The sequence below is a fragment of the Altererythrobacter sp. CAU 1778 genome (assembly GCF_054482795.1).
Window position 1 is genome coordinate 69,369 of record NZ_JBTLRP010000003.1, and the last position, 18,537, is coordinate 87,905.

Sequence of the window (18,537 nt, forward strand, 5' to 3'; positions counted from 1 at the left end):
GCGATCCGGAGAGTTCCGGGTCGCCGCTTTTTCTTGTGCTTCGGAGGAGCGTCAGCCCTGTGCGGCGCGGGGCACGAACTCGGTGGGCTGCCGGACCGGCACGATCAGCCTGCATTCGACACCGTGTTCGGCAAAGACGAGATCCACCGGATTGCCGAGTTCGTGCGCGACGATCTTCTCGATGAGGTCGAGGCCGAACCCACGCCGCGGCGAGACCGGCACGTCGGGACCGCCGGATTCCTCCCACGAAATCTCGGCAAGGTTATCGCGCAGTCTCTGCCAGCGCACGGTGATGGTTCCGCCCGGCACGCTGAGTGCGCCGTATTTGGCGGCATTGGTCGAAAGCTCGTGGATCGCGAGGCCGAGCGAAAGCGCATCGTTGGGCGCAAGTCCTACGTCCGGCCCCTCGATCACCAGATGGTGCGTCTCGCTATCCAGGGCGTAAGGCGCCAGTTCCGCGTCGATGACCGCGCGGATCGGCGTGCTTGCCCAGTCCGACTGCGTCAGCAGGTCATGCGTCGCCGAAAGCGCCCGTATACGCCCGTTGAGTCCGTCGACAAATTCGTCGAGCGACGAGGCCCGGCGACGGGTCAAAGCGATGATCGACAGAACGTTGGCAAGCGTGTTCTTGACCCGGTGATTGAGTTCGCGCGTCAGCGAGTTGCGGATCGAGTTCTGTTCTTCGAACCATGCGATGGCCCCTTCGTCTTCGGACGCCTGCTGCGTCAGCAATCGCGCGACGTAGGCAAGCAGGGCAGCGACCATGACGCCGAACAGGAGCGTCAACTGCGTCAACAACGAAAGGCCGGCCGACGGCGGGATTTCGAACCGCAATTGCCATGGTCGACCCGCAATCTCGATCTCGTCCGTGATGTATTCATCGTTCGCAGCATCGAAATCGCCGATGGAGGCAAGCAGCTGATCGGCCTTCTGGTCGTAGATCGCCATGGCGTAATTGCTCGTCGAGAGCTTTTCCGTCGCCGCTTCCATGAATTTCTGCGCGTTGAACGGGCTGTAGACATAGCCGATCGGGATCGCATCGGTGTCGCGCCGGAAGACCGGCATGTAGATGATGAAGCCGGGGGCGTCCTGCGCACCTTCCTGCCGCAGCACCACGGGAGCGGTCGCGACCGGACCGGCGCTCTGCGCGGCCTCCATCATGGCTTCGCGGCGGTTTGCCTCCGAATACATGTTGTATCCCCAGGCGCGCCGGTTGCGGAGCGTATTGGGGTGAATGAAAGTGACCGGAGCTGCGAACAGATCGCCAGCCTGCGGCCTTGGCTGCACTTCGTAGCCCGAGCTGCGCAAGCCTTGCTGGCGCGCTTCGAAGGCATCGATACGGTCGACCGGCACGGTCTGGGCCCAGCCGAACCCGTCCGAGCCGCGATATTCCGGTTCTATCTGAAGGCCATCGACGAAGCGGCGGAAATCCGTCGGCGTGACTTCTTCCGATGCAGAGAACAGCGCGGCGCCCGCGCGCAGATAGGCGGCAACCGCGGTGGCCCGGTTCTCCATCGATGCAGCCACGCTTCCCGCGGTCTCGCTCTGGCGGGCGGCGCGATTCTCGGCCTCCAGACGCTCGATCGCGAAGGCGCTGAGAATGGTGATCGCCATGACCAGCGCGAAGATGCCGATCGGCAGGGCACGAGGGAAGCGGATCAGTAGGCGGTTGCGCCGCACCGCCTGCAAGTTGGAAGTCGCCATGGTCTCAATCAGTCCCCGTCGCGGCGTCGAGCGCAACTTTTCTGGCCGGCAAAATGCCGGTCAGACCTTTCCCCTCGATCGCAGTCACGCAAGACTCCCTGTTTAGACCCAATGTAGGGAACCGGCGGGCGCACGATGCGTTCCCTCCCTTGCAATATCATTCGTCGTGCGCGCGGGATCGATACGAGGGATCGCACACAAGCACGACAATCTCGACCTTCCACATGCGTGGCCGGGTTGGCAGAGGGGCCATCGAGCACATATGACCAGCGACAAAGAGAAAGATGTGACCAAGAGAAGATCGCCCGGAACGAAGCCCGGCCCGGGATGGGCCAAGGGCTTGCGCGACTTCTACGATTCCGTCGTGGAAGAACCCCTGCCCGAGTCCTTCAGCGATCTCCTTTCGCAGCTGGACGACAAGAAAACATGAGCAAGCCGGGAGGGGACAGACCCAAGCGAACGGACGCCGAACTGGCGGACTTCAAACGCGAACTCACAGAGGTCGTGCCGCATCTGCGTGCCTTCGCACGCGGTCTCTGCGGGCGTCCGGACATGGCCGACGACCTGGTTCAGGAAGCCTTGCTGAAGGCATGGGCCGCGCAGGAACGGTTCGAACCCGGCACCTCGATGCGCGCATGGACCTTCGTCATCCTGCGCAATGCCTATCTCACCGACATGCGCCGCAATCGCTTCCGCGGCGACTATGACGAACTGACCGCCGAACGCATCCTCACTGCGCCCGCGGGGCAGGAGGAACCGATCCACCTGTCCGACATGCACCGTGCGCTGCTCACGCTGCCCGCCGAAAGGCGCGAGGCTTTGTTGCTGGTGGGTGCCGGCGGCTTTTCCTACGAGGAAGCTGCCGAAATCTGCGGCTGTGCGGTCGGCACGATCAAAAGCCGCGTGGGCCGTGCCCGCTCTGCGCTGACGAGCATGCTGGAGGACGGCGATATTCCGCAACGCGCGAGCGAGGATCCGCGCGCCCATCGCGCCATCCTCGAAGAATTGGACGAGGTGGCAGCTGGCAATGGCGAGGCTGTTCCTACGCGCTGAACCGTCCCCAGGTGGGCGGACCGCATGAGCGACGATCTGGAGGCCGGGCGGCCTGACCCGCAGGCGCGTCCGATGCGGCGGATGGGCTTCGCACAACAGGAATTGCGGCTGATCTCGTCGCTGGTGCTGCTGCTGGGCATCGGGCTGTTCCTCGCCCTGCCCTTCGTGCTGTCGATCGGTGCGGTGGTCTTCCTGCCGCTGACGACGGCGATCATCCTTACGATCATTCTCTCTCCGCTGGCCGACCGGATGTCCGGGATCGGCCTGCCGAACGTGCTCGCCTCGCTTCTGGCGCTGCTGTTCTTCTTCCTGATCGTCATTCTCGCCTTCGGACTGGTGCTGCAACCGGCAGTCGGCCTGGTCGACAAGGTGCCGGAGATGGTGGACCTGCTTTCCGCTCGTTTCGACCAGCTTCGCAGCCAGTTCACCTGGGCAGCGGAACTGAACGACCGTTTCGCAGATGTGCTGGGACAGGAGGAAGGGCAGACCGTCGTGCTGGCAGGACCATCGGTCTTCCAGCAATTCGCCCTCGCAACGCCAAGCGTGGTTCTGTCCGTCTTGCTGACGTTCCTGATGGCGTTCTTCATGATCGAAGCCCGCGTTCGCCTGCGCCGCCGCCTTCTGCTCGACCGGGCGCATTTCGGCAGCAGCGTGAAGGCCGCGCGCGTCATGCGCGACGTGCAGGACCGCGTGGCCGCTTACATCCTCACGGTAGCGGTGATCAATTTCGGTGCGGGCCTGATCGTGGCCGCCGGTGCTTGGGCCCTTGGGCTGGAGGCGCCGATCATGTGGGGCGGGCTGGCAATCCTGCTGAACTTCCTGCCCTATATCGGTCCGATGGTGATGGTCGCCCTGCTGACGCTGTTCGGCCTCGGCACGGCGGAATCCGCACTGCTGGGCCTGCTCCCCGCCTCGCTTTATCTCGGCCTGCACACGGTCGAATCGAACATCGTAACGCCTTCGGTCCTTGGCGCGCGTTTCACCATGAACCCGGTGCTTATCCTGCTGGCGCTGAGCTACTTCACATGGATCTGGGGCGTGGCAGGGGCGCTTCTTTCTGTCCCGATCCTGCTGACGCTTACCGCGTTGTTCGATCACCTGGGTCGACCCAACCTCGTCGGCTTCATATTCGGCGAACCGCTGTTCCAGACCAATCTGCTCGACCTCGCGCCCGACGCGGACGACTGAACAAACGAAAAGGCCCGCCGCACGGCAATCGTGCAGCGGGCCTCTGGTCGTTCGATCAGGCGTCGATCAGGACGGGTATTTCCACGTCGTCCCGCGCGCGAGGTTTTCCGAAGCGAAGCTCCAGTTCAGTTTTCCGCCGATCACCGCGTCGAGATACTTGGGACGCGCGTTCTGGTGATCGAGATAATAAGCGTGTTCCCACACGTCGATCGTCAACAGCGGATTGAAATCGCTGTCGGCAAGCGTGTCGCCGTCATGCGTTTCCTCGATCGAAAGCTTGCCGTCCTTTTCGGCGAGCCAGACCCAGCCGCTGGCGAAGTGACCTGCACCCTTTTCGGCAAGCTTCTTGTCGAGGTCGCCCTTCGATCCGAAAGCTTCGTCGATCATGCTGGAAAGTTCGTCCGAAGGCGAACCGCCGTCGGCCGCCAGCGAATGCCAGTAGAAGCCGTGGTTCCAGCTCTGTGCGGAGTTGTTGAACAGGCCTTGGTCGTTGCCGCGTGCCGCCGCGATGACTTCCTCCAGCGACTTGTCGGCATGGTCGGTGCCTTCGATCGCCGCGTTGGTCTTGTCGATATAGGCCTGATGGTGCTTGCCGTGGTGATAGGACAGCGTCTCGGCCGAAATGGCCGGGTCGAGGGCGCTGTCGTCGTATGGCAGGGGGATAAGTTCAAAGCTCATGGTATCTCCGTCCGTTTGTTGGTCGCAGTGATGTTCAACCGTCCAACGCACGAGGCGCGGCTTGGTTGCAGGAAAGCAGGCTAGAGCGGCTCGTCGGGCGCAACCGCACGGTCAACCGCGGTAGCGACTGCCACATTGGCGGTGACGTTGGCGAGCGTGCGCATGATGTCGGGCAGCATTTCCACCGCCACCAGCAACGCCAGCGGTTCCACCGGAACGCCCATGGCGAGCGCGATCGGGCCGATCGAGATGACGAAGCTGATCGATCCGGGCAGGCTGACCGAACCGACGCTGATTACCAGCGCCACCGCCACCCCGGCCGCCAAAGTTGCCGCGGTCAGAGGAATGCCCGCCAGATGCGCGACGTAGATCGCGACGGCGAGGTTCATCGCCGGGCTGGTTGCGCGGAAGATCGCGACCGCCAGCGGGAGGACGAACTCGCCCGTCTCCTCGCGCAGCTTCAGCCGACGCGCGCTGTCGAGCATGGCTGGCAGGCTGGCGAGCGAGCTTTGCGTCGAGATCGCGACGGCCTGCGCTGGCAACAGGGCCTGCGCGAAGCGGGCAGGACTAACCCGCCCGGCGACGATCCCGACCACGTAGGCGAGCAGCAGCACCAGCGCGCCCATTGCGCTGACGACGAGAATGTAATGCCCCAGCGTCGCGAATGCCGCGCCGCTCCCGACGCGCGCCGACACGCCGAGCGCCAACGCAAAAACGCCGACAGGGGCCAGCCAGAGCACCCAGCCGATCACGACCAGCATCGCGTTGGCGAGCGCGCGGAACACCGCCAGCAGGCTTTCCGCCTGCGCGACCGGCAAGCGCGTCAGTGCGACAGCGAAGATCGCGAAGAAGATCGTCAGCGGCAACATGGCCGTTTCCGCCGCGGCTGCGATGACATTGGGCGCGATCAGCGAGGTGATGAAATCGCTGAGGACCGGAACCGTCTGTTCGGCAAGGTCCTGCGTGCCGAGAACGGATCCCGCGGCAGCGGGTATCGGAAAGGCGTCGAGCAGCAGCGGCAGCAGCAGAGTGGTTCCAAGGCTTCCCGCAATCAGCATGGCGAGCATCCATGCGAGCATCCTGACCGCCGCCCGCCCGGCACTGGCCGCGCGAACCATCTGCACGATGCCGAGCACCAGCAACCCCGCAACCAGCGGAATGATGGTCATCTGCAAGGCGCGCAGCCACAGCGATCCGACCGGCCCGGCCACGGCGGCAATCGGTCCCTCAAGCCAGGCCTGCGGCAATACCAGGCCAGCCGCCAGCCCGGCGACGAGCCCGCCAAGCGTCCACCACACCGGCAGAGTGATAGTGACCAGCGTCTCGCCGTCTCGCTGCGTTTCGCCCACTAGACCCGTCTCCCGTGCCAAGACCCTTCCCTTTGCGCGAGGGATTGGCCAGAAGCCTGCCGCATAGGGCGCGGCAGGGCCGCGAGGCAAGACAGCACGGGTTTTACGAATGGGACGCATCTACTTCGGCACCGACGGCATTCGCGGGCGCGCCAACGATGGCAAGCTGACCGCCGCCACTGCCATGCGCGTGGGGCAGGCCGCTGGCCGCCGCTTCCTGCGCGGCGATCACAAGCATCGCGTGGTGATCGGCAAGGACACGCGGCTGTCGGGCTACATGATGGAAAACGCGCTGGTCGCGGGCTTCACCAGCGTCGGGATGGATGTGATCATGACCGGTCCGCTGCCCACCCCCGCAGTCGCTCTCCTGACCCGCGAGATGCGCGCCGACCTCGGCGTGATGATCTCCGCGAGCCACAACCTTTTCGCCGATAACGGCATCAAGCTGTTCGGCCCGGACGGGTTCAAGCTGTCCGATGCGGACGAGGAAGCGATCGAGCGCTACATGGAGGAAGAACCGCGGCTGGCGCAGGGCGAGGCCGTGGGCCGCGCACGCCGGATCGAGGACGCGCGCGGGCGCTACATCCACGCGATCAAGCAGTCCCTCGGCGACGACGTGCGGCTCGACGGACTGAAGATCGTCGTCGATTGCGCGCATGGCGCCGCCTACCAGGTTGCGCCCACCGCGATCTGGGAACTGGGCGCGGAAGTGATCGCGATGGGCGTCACTCCCAACGGGCTAAACATCAACGACGGCGTGGGCTCCACCGCGCTGGACGCGATTCGTGCGCGAGTGGTGGAAGAAGGCGCGCATATCGGCATCGCGCTCGATGGCGATGCCGACCGCCTGATCGTGATCGACGAGAAAGGCCAGGTTGTCGACGGCGACCAGCTGATGGCGCTGATCGGCACGCGGCTGGCGGCAAGCGGCGATCTGGCTGGCCACGGTGTCGTTGCCACGGTGATGAGCAATCTCGGCCTCGAACGCTTCCTCGCCGGGCAGGGCATCGAGCTGATTCGCACCAAGGTCGGCGACCGCCACGTGCTCGAAGCGATGCGCGCGGGCGGATACAATGTCGGCGGGGAGCAATCGGGGCACATGATTCTGCTCGAACACGCGACCACCGGCGACGGCAGCGTCGCCGCGCTTCAGGTGCTGGCCGCGCTGGTCCAGTCGGGCAAGCCGGCAAGCGAACTGCTCCACCTGTTCGATCCGGTGCCGCAGCTTCTCAAGAACGTGCGCTATTCCGGGGGCGCTCCGCTGGAAGCGGCCGACGTAAAGCAGGCGATTACCGATGCGGAAGCGGAACTGGAAGGCCGCGGTCGCCTGGTGATCCGGCCTTCCGGCACAGAACCTGTGATCCGCGTCATGGCCGAAGGCGACGACGAGGCGCAGGTCCATCGCGTCGTGGATTCGATCTGCGACGCAGTGGCGAAGGCTGCCTGATGCTGGAGATGCGCCCCGACTGCGAACGCTGCGGCACGGACCTTCCGGCAGGGGCGCCCGGCGCCTTCATCTGCAGCTTCGAATGCACCTTTTGCGCCGGATGCGCCGACGCGCTCGACGATCGCTGCCCCAATTGCGGCGGCGAGTTGATGGATCGCCCGACGCGCAGTGCGGCCTTGCAGGAACGAAATCCCGCCTCGACCGAGCGGCGGTTCAAGGCATGAGCAAGCCGCCGCCTCGCATACTTTCCATCGCCGGCTCGGACAGCTCCGGCGGCGCGGGGATCCAGGCCGACATCAAGACCATCACCATGCTCGGCGGCTACGCCATGACCGCGATTACCGCAGTGACCGCGCAGAACAGCGTGGGCGTTCAGGCGATCGTCCCGCTGACCGGCGATTTCGTGGCGACGCAGGCGCGCTCCTGCCTCGACGATATCGGCGCGGACGCGATCAAGATCGGGATGCTCCACGATGCGGGCGTCATCGCGGCGGTGGCCGAAGTGCTCGAAAGCCTCGATCCGGGCCTGCCGGTCGTGGTCGATCCGGTGATGGTGGCGACCAGCGGCGCGGCCTTGATCACGCAGGACGCCATCGACGAACTGCGCCATCGCATTTTTCCCCGCGCCCATGTCATCACGCCCAATCTGCCGGAACTGCGCCTGCTTTCGGACCGGCAGTTGCAGACCACCGCGGAAATGGAATCGGCGGCAGCCAGCCTTGCGGCGGAGTTCGGTGGCCATGTCCTGGCCAAGGGCGGGCATACCGATGACGAGCGGATCATCGACGTGCTGGTCGCGCCCAATGGCCGCGCGACGCATCACGAGCATCGCCGCATTGCGACACGTCATACCCATGGCACCGGCTGCACGCTGTCCAGCGCCATCGCGACTCTGATCGGCCACGGGCAGAGCGTGGAACACGCGGTGGCGCTGGGCCGCCAGTTCGTGCTGCGCGCGATCGAGGAAGCGCCCGGCCTGGGCGCCGGGCACGGCCCGATGGGCCACCACGCCGTGCGGCGGCTCGACTAGCTCAGTTCGTAAAATCCCGCGATGTGGGCCCATGCCTCTTCCGCGGTTTCGCACCAGCGGAACAGGTCGAGATCGGCCTTCGAGATCGTGCCTTCTTCCGCAATCGCTTCGAAATCGACCACCCGGCTCCAGAAGTCCTTGCCGAACAGCAGGATCGGGATCGGCTTCATCTTGCCGGTCTGGATCAGCGTCAGCAGTTCGAAGAACTCGTCGAATGTCCCGAAACCGCCGGGGAACACCGCCACCGCGCGCGCGCGCAGCAGGAAGTGCATCTTGCGCAGCGCGAAGTAGTGGAAGTTGAGCGAGAGGTACGGCGTCACATAGGTGTTCGGCGCCTGCTCATGCGGCAGGATGATGTTGAGCCCGACCGATTCCGCGCCCGCCTCGCTCGCGCCGCGATTGCCCGCTTCCATGATGGACGGGCCGCCGCCGGTGCAGACAACGAACTGGCGCTGCCCGTCCTCGATGATCGACTTTTCGCTGACCATCCGCGCGAGCTTGTAGGCCTCGTCGTAGTATTTCGCCTTGGCAGCCAGGTTCTTCGCGACCTTCTGTTCGTATTCCGAACCGTTCTTGCTCGCCTCGATCACCGCCTCTGCCTGATCCGGCGAGGGAATGCGGGCAGAGCCGTACATCACTAGCGTCGAGCCCACGCCCGCTTCGTCGAGCAGCATCTCGGGCTTGAGCAGTTCCAGCTGGAAACGCACCGGGCGCAGTTCCTCGCGCAGCAGGAAATCGGTGTCGCGAAATGCCAGCCGATAGGCCGGGTGCTGTGTTTGCGGGGTCTGGTGCGGCGCCTTGTCGCTGAACTCGGCTTCCTGCTGGGCACGGTAGAATTTGCGCTCCGACAGAGCGCGTTCTTTTTCTTCTTCTGTCATGGCGAGCGGCCTATCCCCGCCGCTTCATGCAAGCAACTGCGAAGCGTTAATTGCCGCGGCTGGCCAGCACCACCGTGTCGCCGTCCCGCGTCTGCAAGCCCGCCAGATCGGACAGCAGCACCGCCTGGCCGGCAGCTATCGTCTGCCCGTCGCAGGCAGGCGCGCCTTCGAGTGGCAGGACCATGACGGGCCCGGAGATCGCGCCGCCGGTCTGCGCCGCCGCGTCCGGTCCGGTCACGATGTCGACGCGGAAATGCCTGCCGCCGACCACCTCGCTGGTGCGGTCGAAATCGAACCGCCGCTTGGCGCTATCGGGATAAGGCTCCCCCTTCGCGACGGCGATTGCTTCGTCGAGGTGCAGTTCGCGCGGGCGGCCGTAATCGAACAGCCGATAGGTGATGTCGGAGTTCTGCTGGATTTCGAGGATCGAGAGACCTGCCCCGATGGCATGGACCGTCCCGGCGGAAAGATAGAAGAAGTCGCCGCGCGCGACCGGGTGCCATTCGAGAAGGTCCTCGATACTGCCATCGAGTGCGGCGGCGCGCATCGCCTCGGGCGAGATGCCTTGCTTGAAACCGACCGCCAGGCGCGCGTCGGGTTCAGCATCCAGCACCAGCCAGCACTCTTCCTTGCCGCGCGATCCCTCAGGCGCCTGCGCGTCCGACGGGTGCACCTGCACCGACAGCTTTTCGCTGGTGAAGAGGTATTTGACGAGCACGTCGGGCATTTCCGGCGGCGGGTCGAACCAGATTTCGCCGATGCGTCCCTCGCCGGTGCCCGTGAAGGGCGCTGGCAAGCTGTCCCGGCCCCAAGGTTTTTCGACCGTGATTGTATCGAGGATGCGGCAGGCGGTCATTGCTGGCTTGCTCCTTCCAACTTGCCCACCCGCGCAGCGCCCTGCGCCGTGGTGACGAGGATGCGGTCGCCATCGACGACGATCATCACGTCTTCCAGCCCGATCACCGAAACGTGTGGGCCATCGGTTTCGACCAGCACGTTGCGGCAATCGACCAGTTCCGCGGGGCCGGAGACACGATTGCCATCGGCATCGCCCTGGCGGGCATCGCGCATCGCTTCCCAGTTGCCGACGTCGGACCAGCCCATGTCGGCACTGACCACGGCTGCGCGGTCGGTGTTTTCCATCACGGCGTAGTCGACCGATTCCCCTTCGATCTGCGCGAAGGCATCCGCATCGGGGTGAAGCGCGTTGCCGCTTCGCGAACCACGCGCGACGGCTTCGCGCGCAAGTTTCGCCATGTCGGGACGGTGGCGTTCAAGCTCGTCGAGAAAAGCGCCCGCACGGAAGGCAAAGATGCCGCCGTTCCAGTCGTATCCCCCGTCGGAGAGGAACCCTTGTGCCGTTTCGCGGTCAGGCTTTTCCACGAAACGATCGACCGCGTGACCGCCTTCGATCGCCTCGCCCCGGCGGATGTAGCCGTAGCCTGTCTCCGGCCGCACGGCCGCTATTCCGAACGCCACCATGTGGTCGCGTGCGGCAAGTTCCGCCGCCTGCGCTGCCGCCTCGGCAAAGGCGCAGGGGTCAGCGATGTGATGGTCGCTCGGGCAGACAAGCATGATCGCGTCCGGTGGCAATGCAGCGGCGGCAAGGGCGATCGCCGGCGCGGTGTTGCGTGCGGCAGGTTCCACGATCACGGTCGCGTCATCGCCTGCCTGATCGGAAATGAAATCCATGTGCGCCGCGCCCGCGACCACCACCGGGGCGCCAAAGCGTGCGGTGTCCGCGCAACGGTCGAGCGTTTGTTGGAACAGCGTCCGGTCGCCCAGCAGTGGCAGGAATGGCTTGGGCCGGTCCCGCCGGCTGCGCGGCCAGAGGCGCGTGCCGCTCCCGCCGCAAAGAACCACAGGGGTAATCAATCGGGACATAGCACGCTTTCCCTTTGCCTCAGCTCATCGTCGCGACCAGCGCGTCGATGCCGACGCTGGCAAATCCGACGGAGCTGTCTGAGATACCGTAGGGGATCAGCAATTGTTCCCCGACCCGCATCGCGCCGCAGGTATAGACGACATTGGGCACGTAGCCGGAGCGGTCGGCATCCTCTGCCGTCAGCACCGGCTGCGCCGTCCGGGCGATCAATTTGGAAGGATCGTCGAGGTCGAGCAGCGCGCAGCCAAGCGCATATTTCCGCATGGCGCCGACGCCGTGGGTGAACAGCAGCCAGCCATGCTTCGTCTTGATCGGACTGCCGCAATTGCCGATCTGGATGAATTCCCACGGGAAGCGCGGCTCCATCATCAGCACGCCTTCGTCGTCCCAGCGATCGATCCGGTTGCTGCGCAGGAAATAGAGGTTCTTGCCGTCCTGCCGGCCGATCATGGCGTAGGTTCCGCCGACTTTCTCCGGAAACAGTGCCATGCCCTTGTTCCGGCCGGCGCGCCCGTCGATCGGTTCGAGCAGGAAGCGGCGAAAATCGCGCGTTCGCAGCAGTTCCGACCGGATGGAGGACCCTGAATAGGCAGTGTAGGTGCCGATCCATTCGAAATCCCCGTCGCCATGATCGAAACGGACGAGGCGGAGGTCTTCGAGCCCGTTGCGCTGCTGCTCGGTGATCGGGAAGATGACCGTGTTCGACAGGCTGGTATCAACGTGGCGATGGACCATGACCGCGCTGTCTCTGTCCGACAGGCTGGCATCGTCGAGTTCGACCGAGGTGCCGAAGGCGCTCTGCGGCCAGAGGTCGAAGCTGCCGTCACCATAGGCAATGCCTTCGCGAAAGACGATCGAGCTGATGTGCCCTTCGCCCACCGCGCGTAGCGACATGACGAAACGGACCGACCCTTCGCTGCAACCGCTCTGGTCGGGATGCGGCACGATGGACGGGTTCATCAGCGCCGCGGCGGCGTAGGTGTATTCGTGACAAAAATACGCCCCGATCAGCTTCTCGCGCATCGGCGTGAAATCGCGGGACTGCAGGTCGAGCGAATGTTCGACCTCGTCCCAGCGTTCTGCGAACATGTTTTCGGTCTGCCAGTGCCGCTCGCTGAAGTCGGCGAGCACCTTGCGGTATTCGCGCTCGACCTCAGCTTCGCTCAGCTCCGCAACGTTCTCGACCAGCCGCATGGCGCGACTGCCCTCTGCATTCTTCGCCTGCCAGCCAAGGTGGAAGGGACGCAGGACGACGCGGGACGGATCGGCGTGCAGCCGCAAATCATGGATTTGCAATGGGCTGTCGTTCGATGATGGATGGCTCAAGCGCTATTCCCGATTCCTGCGTGGTGTCGGGGAGCAGCGCTAGCATGGAATGATAGCCCAGTTGAAACGCCAGAATACTTTCTGCACCGCAATTCAGATTGGCACCGCGCGGGTTGATGCCGTCGCGACACAGGCCGGTCGCCGGGTCGGCCAGCACGACGCCGCGATCGTTCGCGCCGAAGAACCAGTTCCAGGCGGAAAGCCCATAGCGCGACCACTGGGCACCGTTATCCACGCGCGCAGCGGCGGCGCACGCGTCGAGCATCGCCTGCGCTTCCAACGGCTGCTGGTCGAACGGACGCTGTTCGTGGCGCAGACCGAAGCCTTCGGAACCGATCGGACGGAAGCGCCCGCCCGGACCGGTCTGACGTTCACAGATCCAGCGCAATGTCTCCAGACCGAGTTCGGTCCACTGGGCATTCCCGCAAATCCGACCTGCCTCGATGAGGGCCTGCGACATGCGCGGATTGTCATAGGCTAGCACGGCTTCGAACCAGAACCAGTCGGGCCGCCGGCTTGCTTCCAGCAGGTTGGCGAGCACTGCGGCGCCACGCCTGACAGCGGCCAGCGACGGTTCGTGCCCCGGTCGCGCCTCCAGCGAAGCGACGGCGCCCAGCGTGATGAACGCGAGCGCGCGCGGACTGTCGATCCGCTCGCACGCGGGCAAGGCCTGATCGAAGAGCTTTTCCGCCCAGTCGCGCAGGTCGGGGTCGCTGTTGTCGTGCATCGTGCGACCCAGCGCCCAGAGCGTGCGGCCGTTGGAATCTTCGGAGCCGAGGTCTTCGCACCAGCTCCGGTCGAAGCGCATGAAGTTGCGGAAACCGCCAGCATCGGCGTTCCAGGCGTGCTGGATGAAGGCGGCGCAGGTCAGCGCGTAGGCGGTCCGCTCCTTCTCCGGCAGGACGGCGACATTGGCGAGCATGAGTGCGCGCACGTTATCGTCGAGGCAATATCCGTGGTTCCGGTCCGGCACCACGCCGATCGCGTGCTGGTACATGCCGGTCGAATCGCTCATTCGCGCCACCGCGGTGAAGGACGGCGGGCGCACCGCTCCGCGTGAAATGCAGCGCGCGGCGGTATTGCGAACCATGTGGGCGACCGCCTCTGCAAAGCGCGGCCAGATCGTTACGCGACCGCGCTGCCATGCCCGGCGCTTCTGAGCCGTGAGCGCTGTCGAATCGGACAGAAGGTCGCACACTGCCGTAGCGATGGCGCCGGGATCGTTCGGCGGCACCAGGCGACCGACCCCGTCGGCCAGCAATTCGCGCGCGTGAACATAGGGGGTCGAGACCACCGCCTTGCCGAGGGCAACGGCGTAGCTGAGCGTGCCGCTGGTCGATTGCTGCATCCCCGGATACGGCGTCAGATAGATGTCGCAAGCTTCGAGCTGGTCGAGGAGTTCGGGCGTATCGACGAAGCGGTCGTCCCACTCGATCATGTCGGCAACGCCCAGCCGTTCGGCTTGGGCCTTCAGGCCATCACGATAGCTTTCGCCATGTTGTGCGACGAGGTTCGGGTGGGTCGCGCCAACGATGCGATAGAGTGCGTCGGGGTTGGCGGCACGAATGCGCGGGAGCGCGTCGATCACGTTCTCCAGCCCCTTGCCGGGACCGAGCAGGCCGAAGGTCGTGAGCACCGGACGGTCGCCGAGGCCGCGCGCGGCCTTGAACTCCGCCTCCCGCCCGAACGGACGGTCGGGCGCGCCATGTTCGATGACCTGCACGAGTTCCGCCGGCGCGCCGTGGCTGGCAATCAGCCGCTCGCGCGAGGCGTGGGACATGACCATCACGCGCGAGGCGCGCGATACCAGATGGTCCATGATGCGGCGCTGATTGTCCGACGGATGCTCCAGCACGGTGTGGAACGTCACCAGCAGCGGCGCCGCGATCTGGTCAACGAAATCGCAGACCATCTCTCCGTCCGGACCGCCGAAGATTCCGAATTCGTGTTGCAGCCAGACGACGTCCGTCGGCGAGGCATTCAAGGCCCGCGCGGCCGCGGCGTAGCTTGCCGGGTCCTGCCGTGTGATCGTGCCGGTCACGCCATCCACGGGGACGTCCGGCGCATCTTCCAGCGACCAGACCTCTGGCGTGATATCGGGCTGGTATTCGCTCAGCGTGCGGACCACGTCCGCAGTAAACGTCGCGATGCCGCATTGGCGGGGAGGATAATTGCCGACCAGCGACAATGTGGTGCGGTGCCAGGCCGAAGACATCTGCAAGACAGCGCCCCGGTCGCCGGGAAGATGTGCCTGCTTGCCGTCGAATGCCATGCTGTCCGGACCTTTCGTTTCGCCCACCGACTCACAACCAGATACCACGCTTTGCGTTCCGCTGCACTGCACAATAAAAGTTGCATGGCCTGTCGCAGGTCCGACCGGTTGCCATCTTTTCCGAAATGCAAGTTTGCGCGCGCCGCGTAACATTCGCGTCACATCGCTGCGCCAATTCCCGCATTGCAACTGGGTTTGGGTGATGATTCGAGTGAATATTCTTTGCACCGCACCGGATGGCGACGAGCATCCCGATTTCGTCCACGACAACCAGATTTTCTCCTTCAGCCGGCTCGGGCCGCAGGGGCTAAAGAAGCTGGTCGAGGGAGAGCTATGGATTTTCGTCGACTGGATCATGGACGAGTTCTCGGGGCTCGAGATGTGTCGCCGGCTCCGCGCCGATGAACGGACCGAGAATGCCCACATCACGATGGTGCTCGACCATGACGATTTCGACGATCGCAAGCGCGCGCTGAACGCCGGCGCCGATGCCTATGTCGTCGGGCCGATCGACCGGCGCATCATGCTCGACCGGGTCATGGCGCTGCAAGGCGGGCGGAGCACGCGCTCCAGCTTCCGCAATCTCGAACTGGGGCGGATGCACATCGATCTCGCGGCGGAACAGGCGCGCTGGGACGGGCAGCCCATCCCGCTGCGCCCCAACGAATTCCGGCTCTTGCGCTACATGGCCGAGAACCCGAACCGCGTGCTCTCGCGAAACGAGCTTATCGAGGCGCTCGGAAAGGAAGGCGACCCCGGTTACCTGCGCACGGTCGACGTCTGGATGAAGCGCCTGCGGCAGGGGCTCAAGCAGGTCGGCGCGCAAGGTGCGCTGCGGACAGTTCACCGCAAGGGCTACGTGCTCGACATTCTCGACTGAGATTTCGACCAGACAGCAAAAGGGCGGCCCGGCACATGGCCCGGCCGCCCTTTTCGTTTTCCGTCGCCTCAGAACTCGGTCGAAACCGACAGGCTGAACTTGGTGCCCACGTCGTAGGTGTTCACCTCGATGCGGTTCTCGCCGGTGCTCTGGTACTCGAAGTTGTCACGCCCGAAGATGTTGCGGGCCTCCACCTTCACTTCGAACGGCTGGGCGAACAGGTTGAGCTCGGTCCGGGCAACGATGTCGACCGTCAGGCCGGGGTTCTCGACGATGTCGGGAAGGCCTGCCGTGCCACGCCGGGTCACACGCTCGCTGGCATAGTTCACGAGGAAGGTAAGCTGCTGCAGCTTCTCCGTATCCTCGATCCCGAACTGGAGGTTGACGAGATGGTCGGACTGGCCGGTCAGCGGCTCGCCATCGTTGAAGAACAGCTCTGCCGCGGTGTCGATCGGACCGACGCCAGCGGTGAAGATGCGCGTTACGTCGCCGGCCGAGACCTGCAGTTCCGACTGGGTGTAGGTGTAGTTCGCCAGCAGGATAGCCTGCTTGGTCTGGAACATCCCGCCAAGGCCGATGAGGTCCTGATTGTACTGCAGTTCCACTTCGGCGCCGTAAAGCTGCGCGCCCGGCGCATTGGCAAACCGCGTGGTGTAGCTGGTGTCGGCGCCGATCGAGACATAGGGTTCGATCGGGCTGTCCAAATCCTTGTAGAAGCCCGCCACCGACAGTCGGCTTCCGCCGCCCATGTAGTATTCCAGCCGCGCCTCGGCATTGATCAGTTCCGTATCGCCGAGCGAGGGGTTGCCGATGTACTGGCGCTGGTTCTCCGGGTCCGTGAACGGCTGGAAGATCAGTTCGCGGAACTGCGGACGCGCGATGGTCTTGGACGCGGCCAGCCGCGCCTGCAGGCTGTCGGTGACTTCCCAGGTGAGCGTCGCGCCCGGCAGGAAGTAGTCGTTGCGAATGTCGGTCGAAGCCAGCGAGACGAACGGCTGGTCGAACCGCGCGACCGTTTCCACCGATTGCACCGCATCTTCGTAGCGCACGCCGAGATCGAGGTTCAGGCCTACCACCGGCTCCGCCACTATCTTCGCGTAATAGGCCATGATTTCCAGATCGGCGGCGAAGGCCGGGTCGGTCTGGGTGGGTTCGCTGAGGCCGATGTCGAAATAGTCGATCAACGCATCGCCGAGCAGCAGGTCGGGCCGCAGGGCGCCGACACCGGACGGGATGTTGTCGCCATCGATCAGGAACTGCCGCCGTTCGGAAAAGCGGTCGGTCAGCGTGTAGGCGTAGCCCAGCGTCGCGCTTGCCCAGTCGGCAACCGGGAAGCTGAAGTCGAGACCGCCGTAATAGAGGTCTTCCGTCAGTTCCGAGAACGCTACCGAGCCGCTGCCCTGCTGGCGGTTGAGCACGTTGATGTAGATGTCGCCGGTCGCGTCGTTCGGGTTGTTGGTGCGAACGTAGACGAACTCGTATTCGTAGGGCGCATTGCGCTGCGTCTGCGCATAGCCGCCGCGGAAATCGAGCGAGATGTCGCCGAACTCCAGCTCGCCCACCAGCTGCGTGTCGAACAGCTGGCGTTCGAACCACGCGGTGTCCTGCGTCAGCAGGCTGTCGCCATCGAGCAACTGTTCGGTAAAGCCGAGCCCTGCCTGCTTCAGCGTGTCGCGAATGAACAGGTTGGTCCAGCGGAACTTGTGGTCGCCCACCTCCAGGCCGAAGCCGAGCATGCCATTGGCAAGAATGCGGTTGTCGGTCACGAAATTGCGCGAATCGCGATCGAGCTGAAGGTCGGTCGAGAACGGGTTCTGCGCGGTAACGACCTTGGTCCGCATGCTGTTGCTGAGCGAAGCGGTGGCGATGATGCCGAGGACGCCGCTGTCCCCGATGTCGATCGAGGTGCCCGCAGTGATGCCGCCGGAAAGATTGGGGCGGGTCTCCTCCACCTTCTGGAGAACGACGAGGTTCGGATTGCCAAGCTGCTTGACGATTTCCTGCTGGTCGACAGCGGGATCGCCGATACGCAGGCCGCTGTCGAAGAACGCCTGCAACGCGGGCGGCACGCTGCGCGTGCCGTCGTCGAAGCCGAACCAGTCGTAGTCGGAACCGTAATAGAACAGGCTGTCCTGGAAGGTCGTCTCGGTGTCGCCGCTGACGCCGGCGCTGATCTTGACGAAGCTTTCGTCCGGCACAGCGCGGGTGGTCAGATTGATGACGCCGCCGCCGAATTCGCCGGGGAAATTGGCCGAGTAGGTCTTCTGCACCAGCGAGGATGCGACGACGTTGGTCGGGAAGATGTCGAGCGGGACGACGCGGCTCAGCGGTTGCGGGCTGGGCAGCGGAAGGCCGTTCAGCAGCGCGAGCGAGTAGCGATCGCCGAGGCCGCGAACATAGACGCTGCCGTTGCCGACGACCGAAAGGCCAGTGACGCGGCCGAGGGCGCCGGCAATGTCGCCTTCGCCCGTGCGCGCGATATCTTCGCTCGACAGCACGCTGACGACCTGGCTGGAGCTGCGCTGCACGTCGCGGATGCGGCGGCCGGTGACGATGATCGCACCGCCGGGGATCGACACGTCGGGCTCTGCGACATCGCCTTCGATAACGTCCTGCGGCTGCTCGTCTTCGGTCGCGAGTTCGGAGGCGACGTCGGAACTCGTGGGAGCATCCTGCCCGAAGGCCGACACGGGGAATGCGAGCGCCGTGCCCAGCAGCAGCGCGGTGGTGAATTTTGTCCCGATGGACATGGCGGGTGATCCCCCTGGAATTTCGTCAAAGAGCGGCGCGCGCCTTGGGCGCCGCTGCATGGTGAAGGCGAGGCGCGGCAGCATCCCTAGCCGCCGC

General features: G+C 64.8%; 16 protein-coding genes. 7 read left to right on the forward strand and 9 right to left on the reverse strand.

Annotated elements, in window-relative coordinates; genetic code table 11:
• Positions 1-51: 51 nt before the first annotated feature.
• Positions 52-1,704: a CHASE domain-containing protein gene (locus tag ACXYN8_RS11780; protein ID WP_458889653.1), complete on the reverse strand. Its 1,653-nt coding sequence runs from the start codon at positions 1,702-1,704 to the stop codon at positions 52-54.
• A gap of 262 nt (positions 1,705-1,966) precedes the next feature.
• Here ACXYN8_RS11780 and ACXYN8_RS11785 point away from each other — a divergent pair, with 262 nt between their 5' ends.
• From ACXYN8_RS11785 to ACXYN8_RS11795, 3 genes are read left to right on the forward strand one after another with little or no spacing between them, the layout of a single operon-like run.
• A complete protein-coding gene (locus tag ACXYN8_RS11785; RefSeq protein ID WP_458889654.1) occupies positions 1,967-2,134 on the forward strand; it encodes a NepR family anti-sigma factor in 168 nt (55 codons plus the stop codon).
• Positions 2,131-2,757: a sigma-70 family RNA polymerase sigma factor gene (locus ACXYN8_RS11790; RefSeq protein WP_458889655.1), complete on the forward strand. Its 627-nt coding sequence runs from the start codon at positions 2,131-2,133 to the stop codon at positions 2,755-2,757. Before ACXYN8_RS11785 ends, ACXYN8_RS11790 begins: the two co-directional genes overlap by 4 nt.
• 24 nt (positions 2,758-2,781) lie before the next feature.
• A complete protein-coding gene (locus ACXYN8_RS11795) occupies positions 2,782-3,945 on the forward strand; it encodes an AI-2E family transporter (protein WP_458889656.1) in 1,164 nt (387 codons plus the stop codon).
• A gap of 66 nt (positions 3,946-4,011) precedes the next feature.
• Here ACXYN8_RS11795 and ACXYN8_RS11800 read toward each other — a convergent pair whose 3' ends face one another.
• Both ACXYN8_RS11800 and ACXYN8_RS11805 read right to left on the reverse strand, forming a co-directional pair.
• Complete coding sequence (locus tag ACXYN8_RS11800; protein WP_458889657.1) at positions 4,012-4,623, reverse strand: superoxide dismutase; 612 nt, start codon at positions 4,621-4,623, stop codon at positions 4,012-4,014.
• An 80-nt stretch (positions 4,624-4,703) separates the two neighbouring features.
• Positions 4,704-5,993 (reverse strand): dicarboxylate/amino acid:cation symporter, encoded by a 1,290-nt coding sequence (locus ACXYN8_RS11805; protein ID WP_458889658.1) that lies wholly within the window; start codon positions 5,991-5,993, stop codon positions 4,704-4,706.
• Positions 5,994-6,081: 88 nt separating this feature from the next.
• Between ACXYN8_RS11805 and glmM the strand changes: the two genes are divergently transcribed.
• The 3 genes from glmM to thiD are packed head-to-tail and all read left to right on the forward strand — an operon-like array spanning position 6,082 to position 8,449.
• Complete coding sequence (gene glmM, locus ACXYN8_RS11810) at positions 6,082-7,419, forward strand: phosphoglucosamine mutase (RefSeq protein WP_458889659.1); 1,338 nt, start codon at positions 6,082-6,084, stop codon at positions 7,417-7,419.
• Positions 7,419-7,643 (forward strand): DUF1272 domain-containing protein, encoded by a 225-nt coding sequence (locus ACXYN8_RS11815; RefSeq protein ID WP_458889660.1) that lies wholly within the window; start codon positions 7,419-7,421, stop codon positions 7,641-7,643. Before glmM ends, ACXYN8_RS11815 begins: the two co-directional genes overlap by 1 nt.
• Entirely contained in the window at positions 7,640-8,449 is an 810-nt protein-coding gene (gene thiD / locus ACXYN8_RS11820) for a bifunctional hydroxymethylpyrimidine kinase/phosphomethylpyrimidine kinase (protein ID WP_458889661.1), read from the forward strand. The genes ACXYN8_RS11815 and thiD overlap by 4 nt, the downstream gene beginning before the upstream one ends.
• Here the strand turns inward: thiD and ACXYN8_RS11825 are convergent.
• Genes ACXYN8_RS11825 through ACXYN8_RS11845 form a run of 5 tightly spaced genes read right to left on the reverse strand, consistent with a single transcriptional unit; the run spans position 8,446 to position 14,810 of the window.
• Positions 8,446-9,327 (reverse strand): LOG family protein, encoded by an 882-nt coding sequence (locus ACXYN8_RS11825; protein WP_458889662.1) that lies wholly within the window; start codon positions 9,325-9,327, stop codon positions 8,446-8,448. The genes thiD and ACXYN8_RS11825 overlap by 4 nt on opposite strands.
• A gap of 46 nt (positions 9,328-9,373) precedes the next feature.
• Entirely contained in the window at positions 9,374-10,183 is an 810-nt protein-coding gene (locus ACXYN8_RS11830; RefSeq protein ID WP_458889663.1) for a class I mannose-6-phosphate isomerase, read from the reverse strand.
• Positions 10,180-11,211, reverse strand: coding sequence for a mannose-1-phosphate guanylyltransferase (locus ACXYN8_RS11835; RefSeq protein WP_458889664.1), 1,032 nt, complete (start codon positions 11,209-11,211; stop codon positions 10,180-10,182). The genes ACXYN8_RS11830 and ACXYN8_RS11835 overlap by 4 nt, the downstream gene beginning before the upstream one ends.
• 19 nt (positions 11,212-11,230) lie before the next feature.
• Entirely contained in the window at positions 11,231-12,538 is a 1,308-nt protein-coding gene (locus tag ACXYN8_RS11840; RefSeq protein WP_458889665.1) for a glycoside hydrolase family 130 protein, read from the reverse strand.
• Positions 12,495-14,810, reverse strand: a complete 2,316-nt coding sequence (locus ACXYN8_RS11845) for a glycosyltransferase family 4 protein (protein WP_458889666.1) — start codon at positions 14,808-14,810, stop codon at positions 12,495-12,497. The genes ACXYN8_RS11840 and ACXYN8_RS11845 overlap by 44 nt, the downstream gene beginning before the upstream one ends.
• 202 nt (positions 14,811-15,012) lie before the next feature.
• On the opposite strand from ACXYN8_RS11845, the gene ACXYN8_RS11850 reads away from it, so the two are divergent.
• Complete coding sequence (locus tag ACXYN8_RS11850; protein WP_458889667.1) at positions 15,013-15,690, forward strand: response regulator transcription factor; 678 nt, start codon at positions 15,013-15,015, stop codon at positions 15,688-15,690.
• A gap of 68 nt (positions 15,691-15,758) precedes the next feature.
• Here ACXYN8_RS11850 and ACXYN8_RS11855 read toward each other — a convergent pair whose 3' ends face one another.
• Positions 15,759-18,440, reverse strand: a complete 2,682-nt coding sequence (locus ACXYN8_RS11855; RefSeq protein ID WP_458889668.1) for a TonB-dependent receptor domain-containing protein — start codon at positions 18,438-18,440, stop codon at positions 15,759-15,761.
• Between the last annotated feature and the right edge of the window lie 97 nt (positions 18,441-18,537).

Excerpts from the sequence above, each read along its gene's own strand:
- ACXYN8_RS11780 (WP_458889653.1), bottom strand. The coding sequence starts at position 1,704 with ATGGCGACTTCCAACTTGCAGGCGGTGCGGCGCAACCGCCTACTGATC.
- ACXYN8_RS11785 (WP_458889654.1), top strand. The coding sequence starts at position 1,967 with ATGACCAGCGACAAAGAGAAAGATGTGACCAAGAGAAGATCGCCCGGA.
- ACXYN8_RS11790 (WP_458889655.1), top strand. The coding sequence starts at position 2,131 with ATGAGCAAGCCGGGAGGGGACAGACCCAAGCGAACGGACGCCGAACTG.
- ACXYN8_RS11795 (WP_458889656.1), top strand. The coding sequence starts at position 2,782 with ATGAGCGACGATCTGGAGGCCGGGCGGCCTGACCCGCAGGCGCGTCCG.
- ACXYN8_RS11800 (WP_458889657.1), bottom strand. The coding sequence starts at position 4,623 with ATGAGCTTTGAACTTATCCCCCTGCCATACGACGACAGCGCCCTCGAC.
- glmM (WP_458889659.1), top strand. The coding sequence starts at position 6,082 with ATGGGACGCATCTACTTCGGCACCGACGGCATTCGCGGGCGCGCCAAC.
- ACXYN8_RS11815 (WP_458889660.1), top strand. The coding sequence starts at position 7,419 with ATGCTGGAGATGCGCCCCGACTGCGAACGCTGCGGCACGGACCTTCCG.
- thiD (WP_458889661.1), top strand. The coding sequence starts at position 7,640 with ATGAGCAAGCCGCCGCCTCGCATACTTTCCATCGCCGGCTCGGACAGC.
- ACXYN8_RS11825 (WP_458889662.1), bottom strand. The coding sequence starts at position 9,327 with ATGACAGAAGAAGAAAAAGAACGCGCTCTGTCGGAGCGCAAATTCTAC.
- ACXYN8_RS11830 (WP_458889663.1), bottom strand. The coding sequence starts at position 10,183 with ATGACCGCCTGCCGCATCCTCGATACAATCACGGTCGAAAAACCTTGG.
- ACXYN8_RS11835 (WP_458889664.1), bottom strand. The coding sequence starts at position 11,211 with ATGTCCCGATTGATTACCCCTGTGGTTCTTTGCGGCGGGAGCGGCACG.
- ACXYN8_RS11845 (WP_458889666.1), bottom strand. The coding sequence starts at position 14,810 with ATGGCATTCGACGGCAAGCAGGCACATCTTCCCGGCGACCGGGGCGCT.
- ACXYN8_RS11850 (WP_458889667.1), top strand. The coding sequence starts at position 15,013 with ATGATTCGAGTGAATATTCTTTGCACCGCACCGGATGGCGACGAGCAT.
- ACXYN8_RS11855 (WP_458889668.1), bottom strand. The coding sequence starts at position 18,440 with ATGTCCATCGGGACAAAATTCACCACCGCGCTGCTGCTGGGCACGGCG.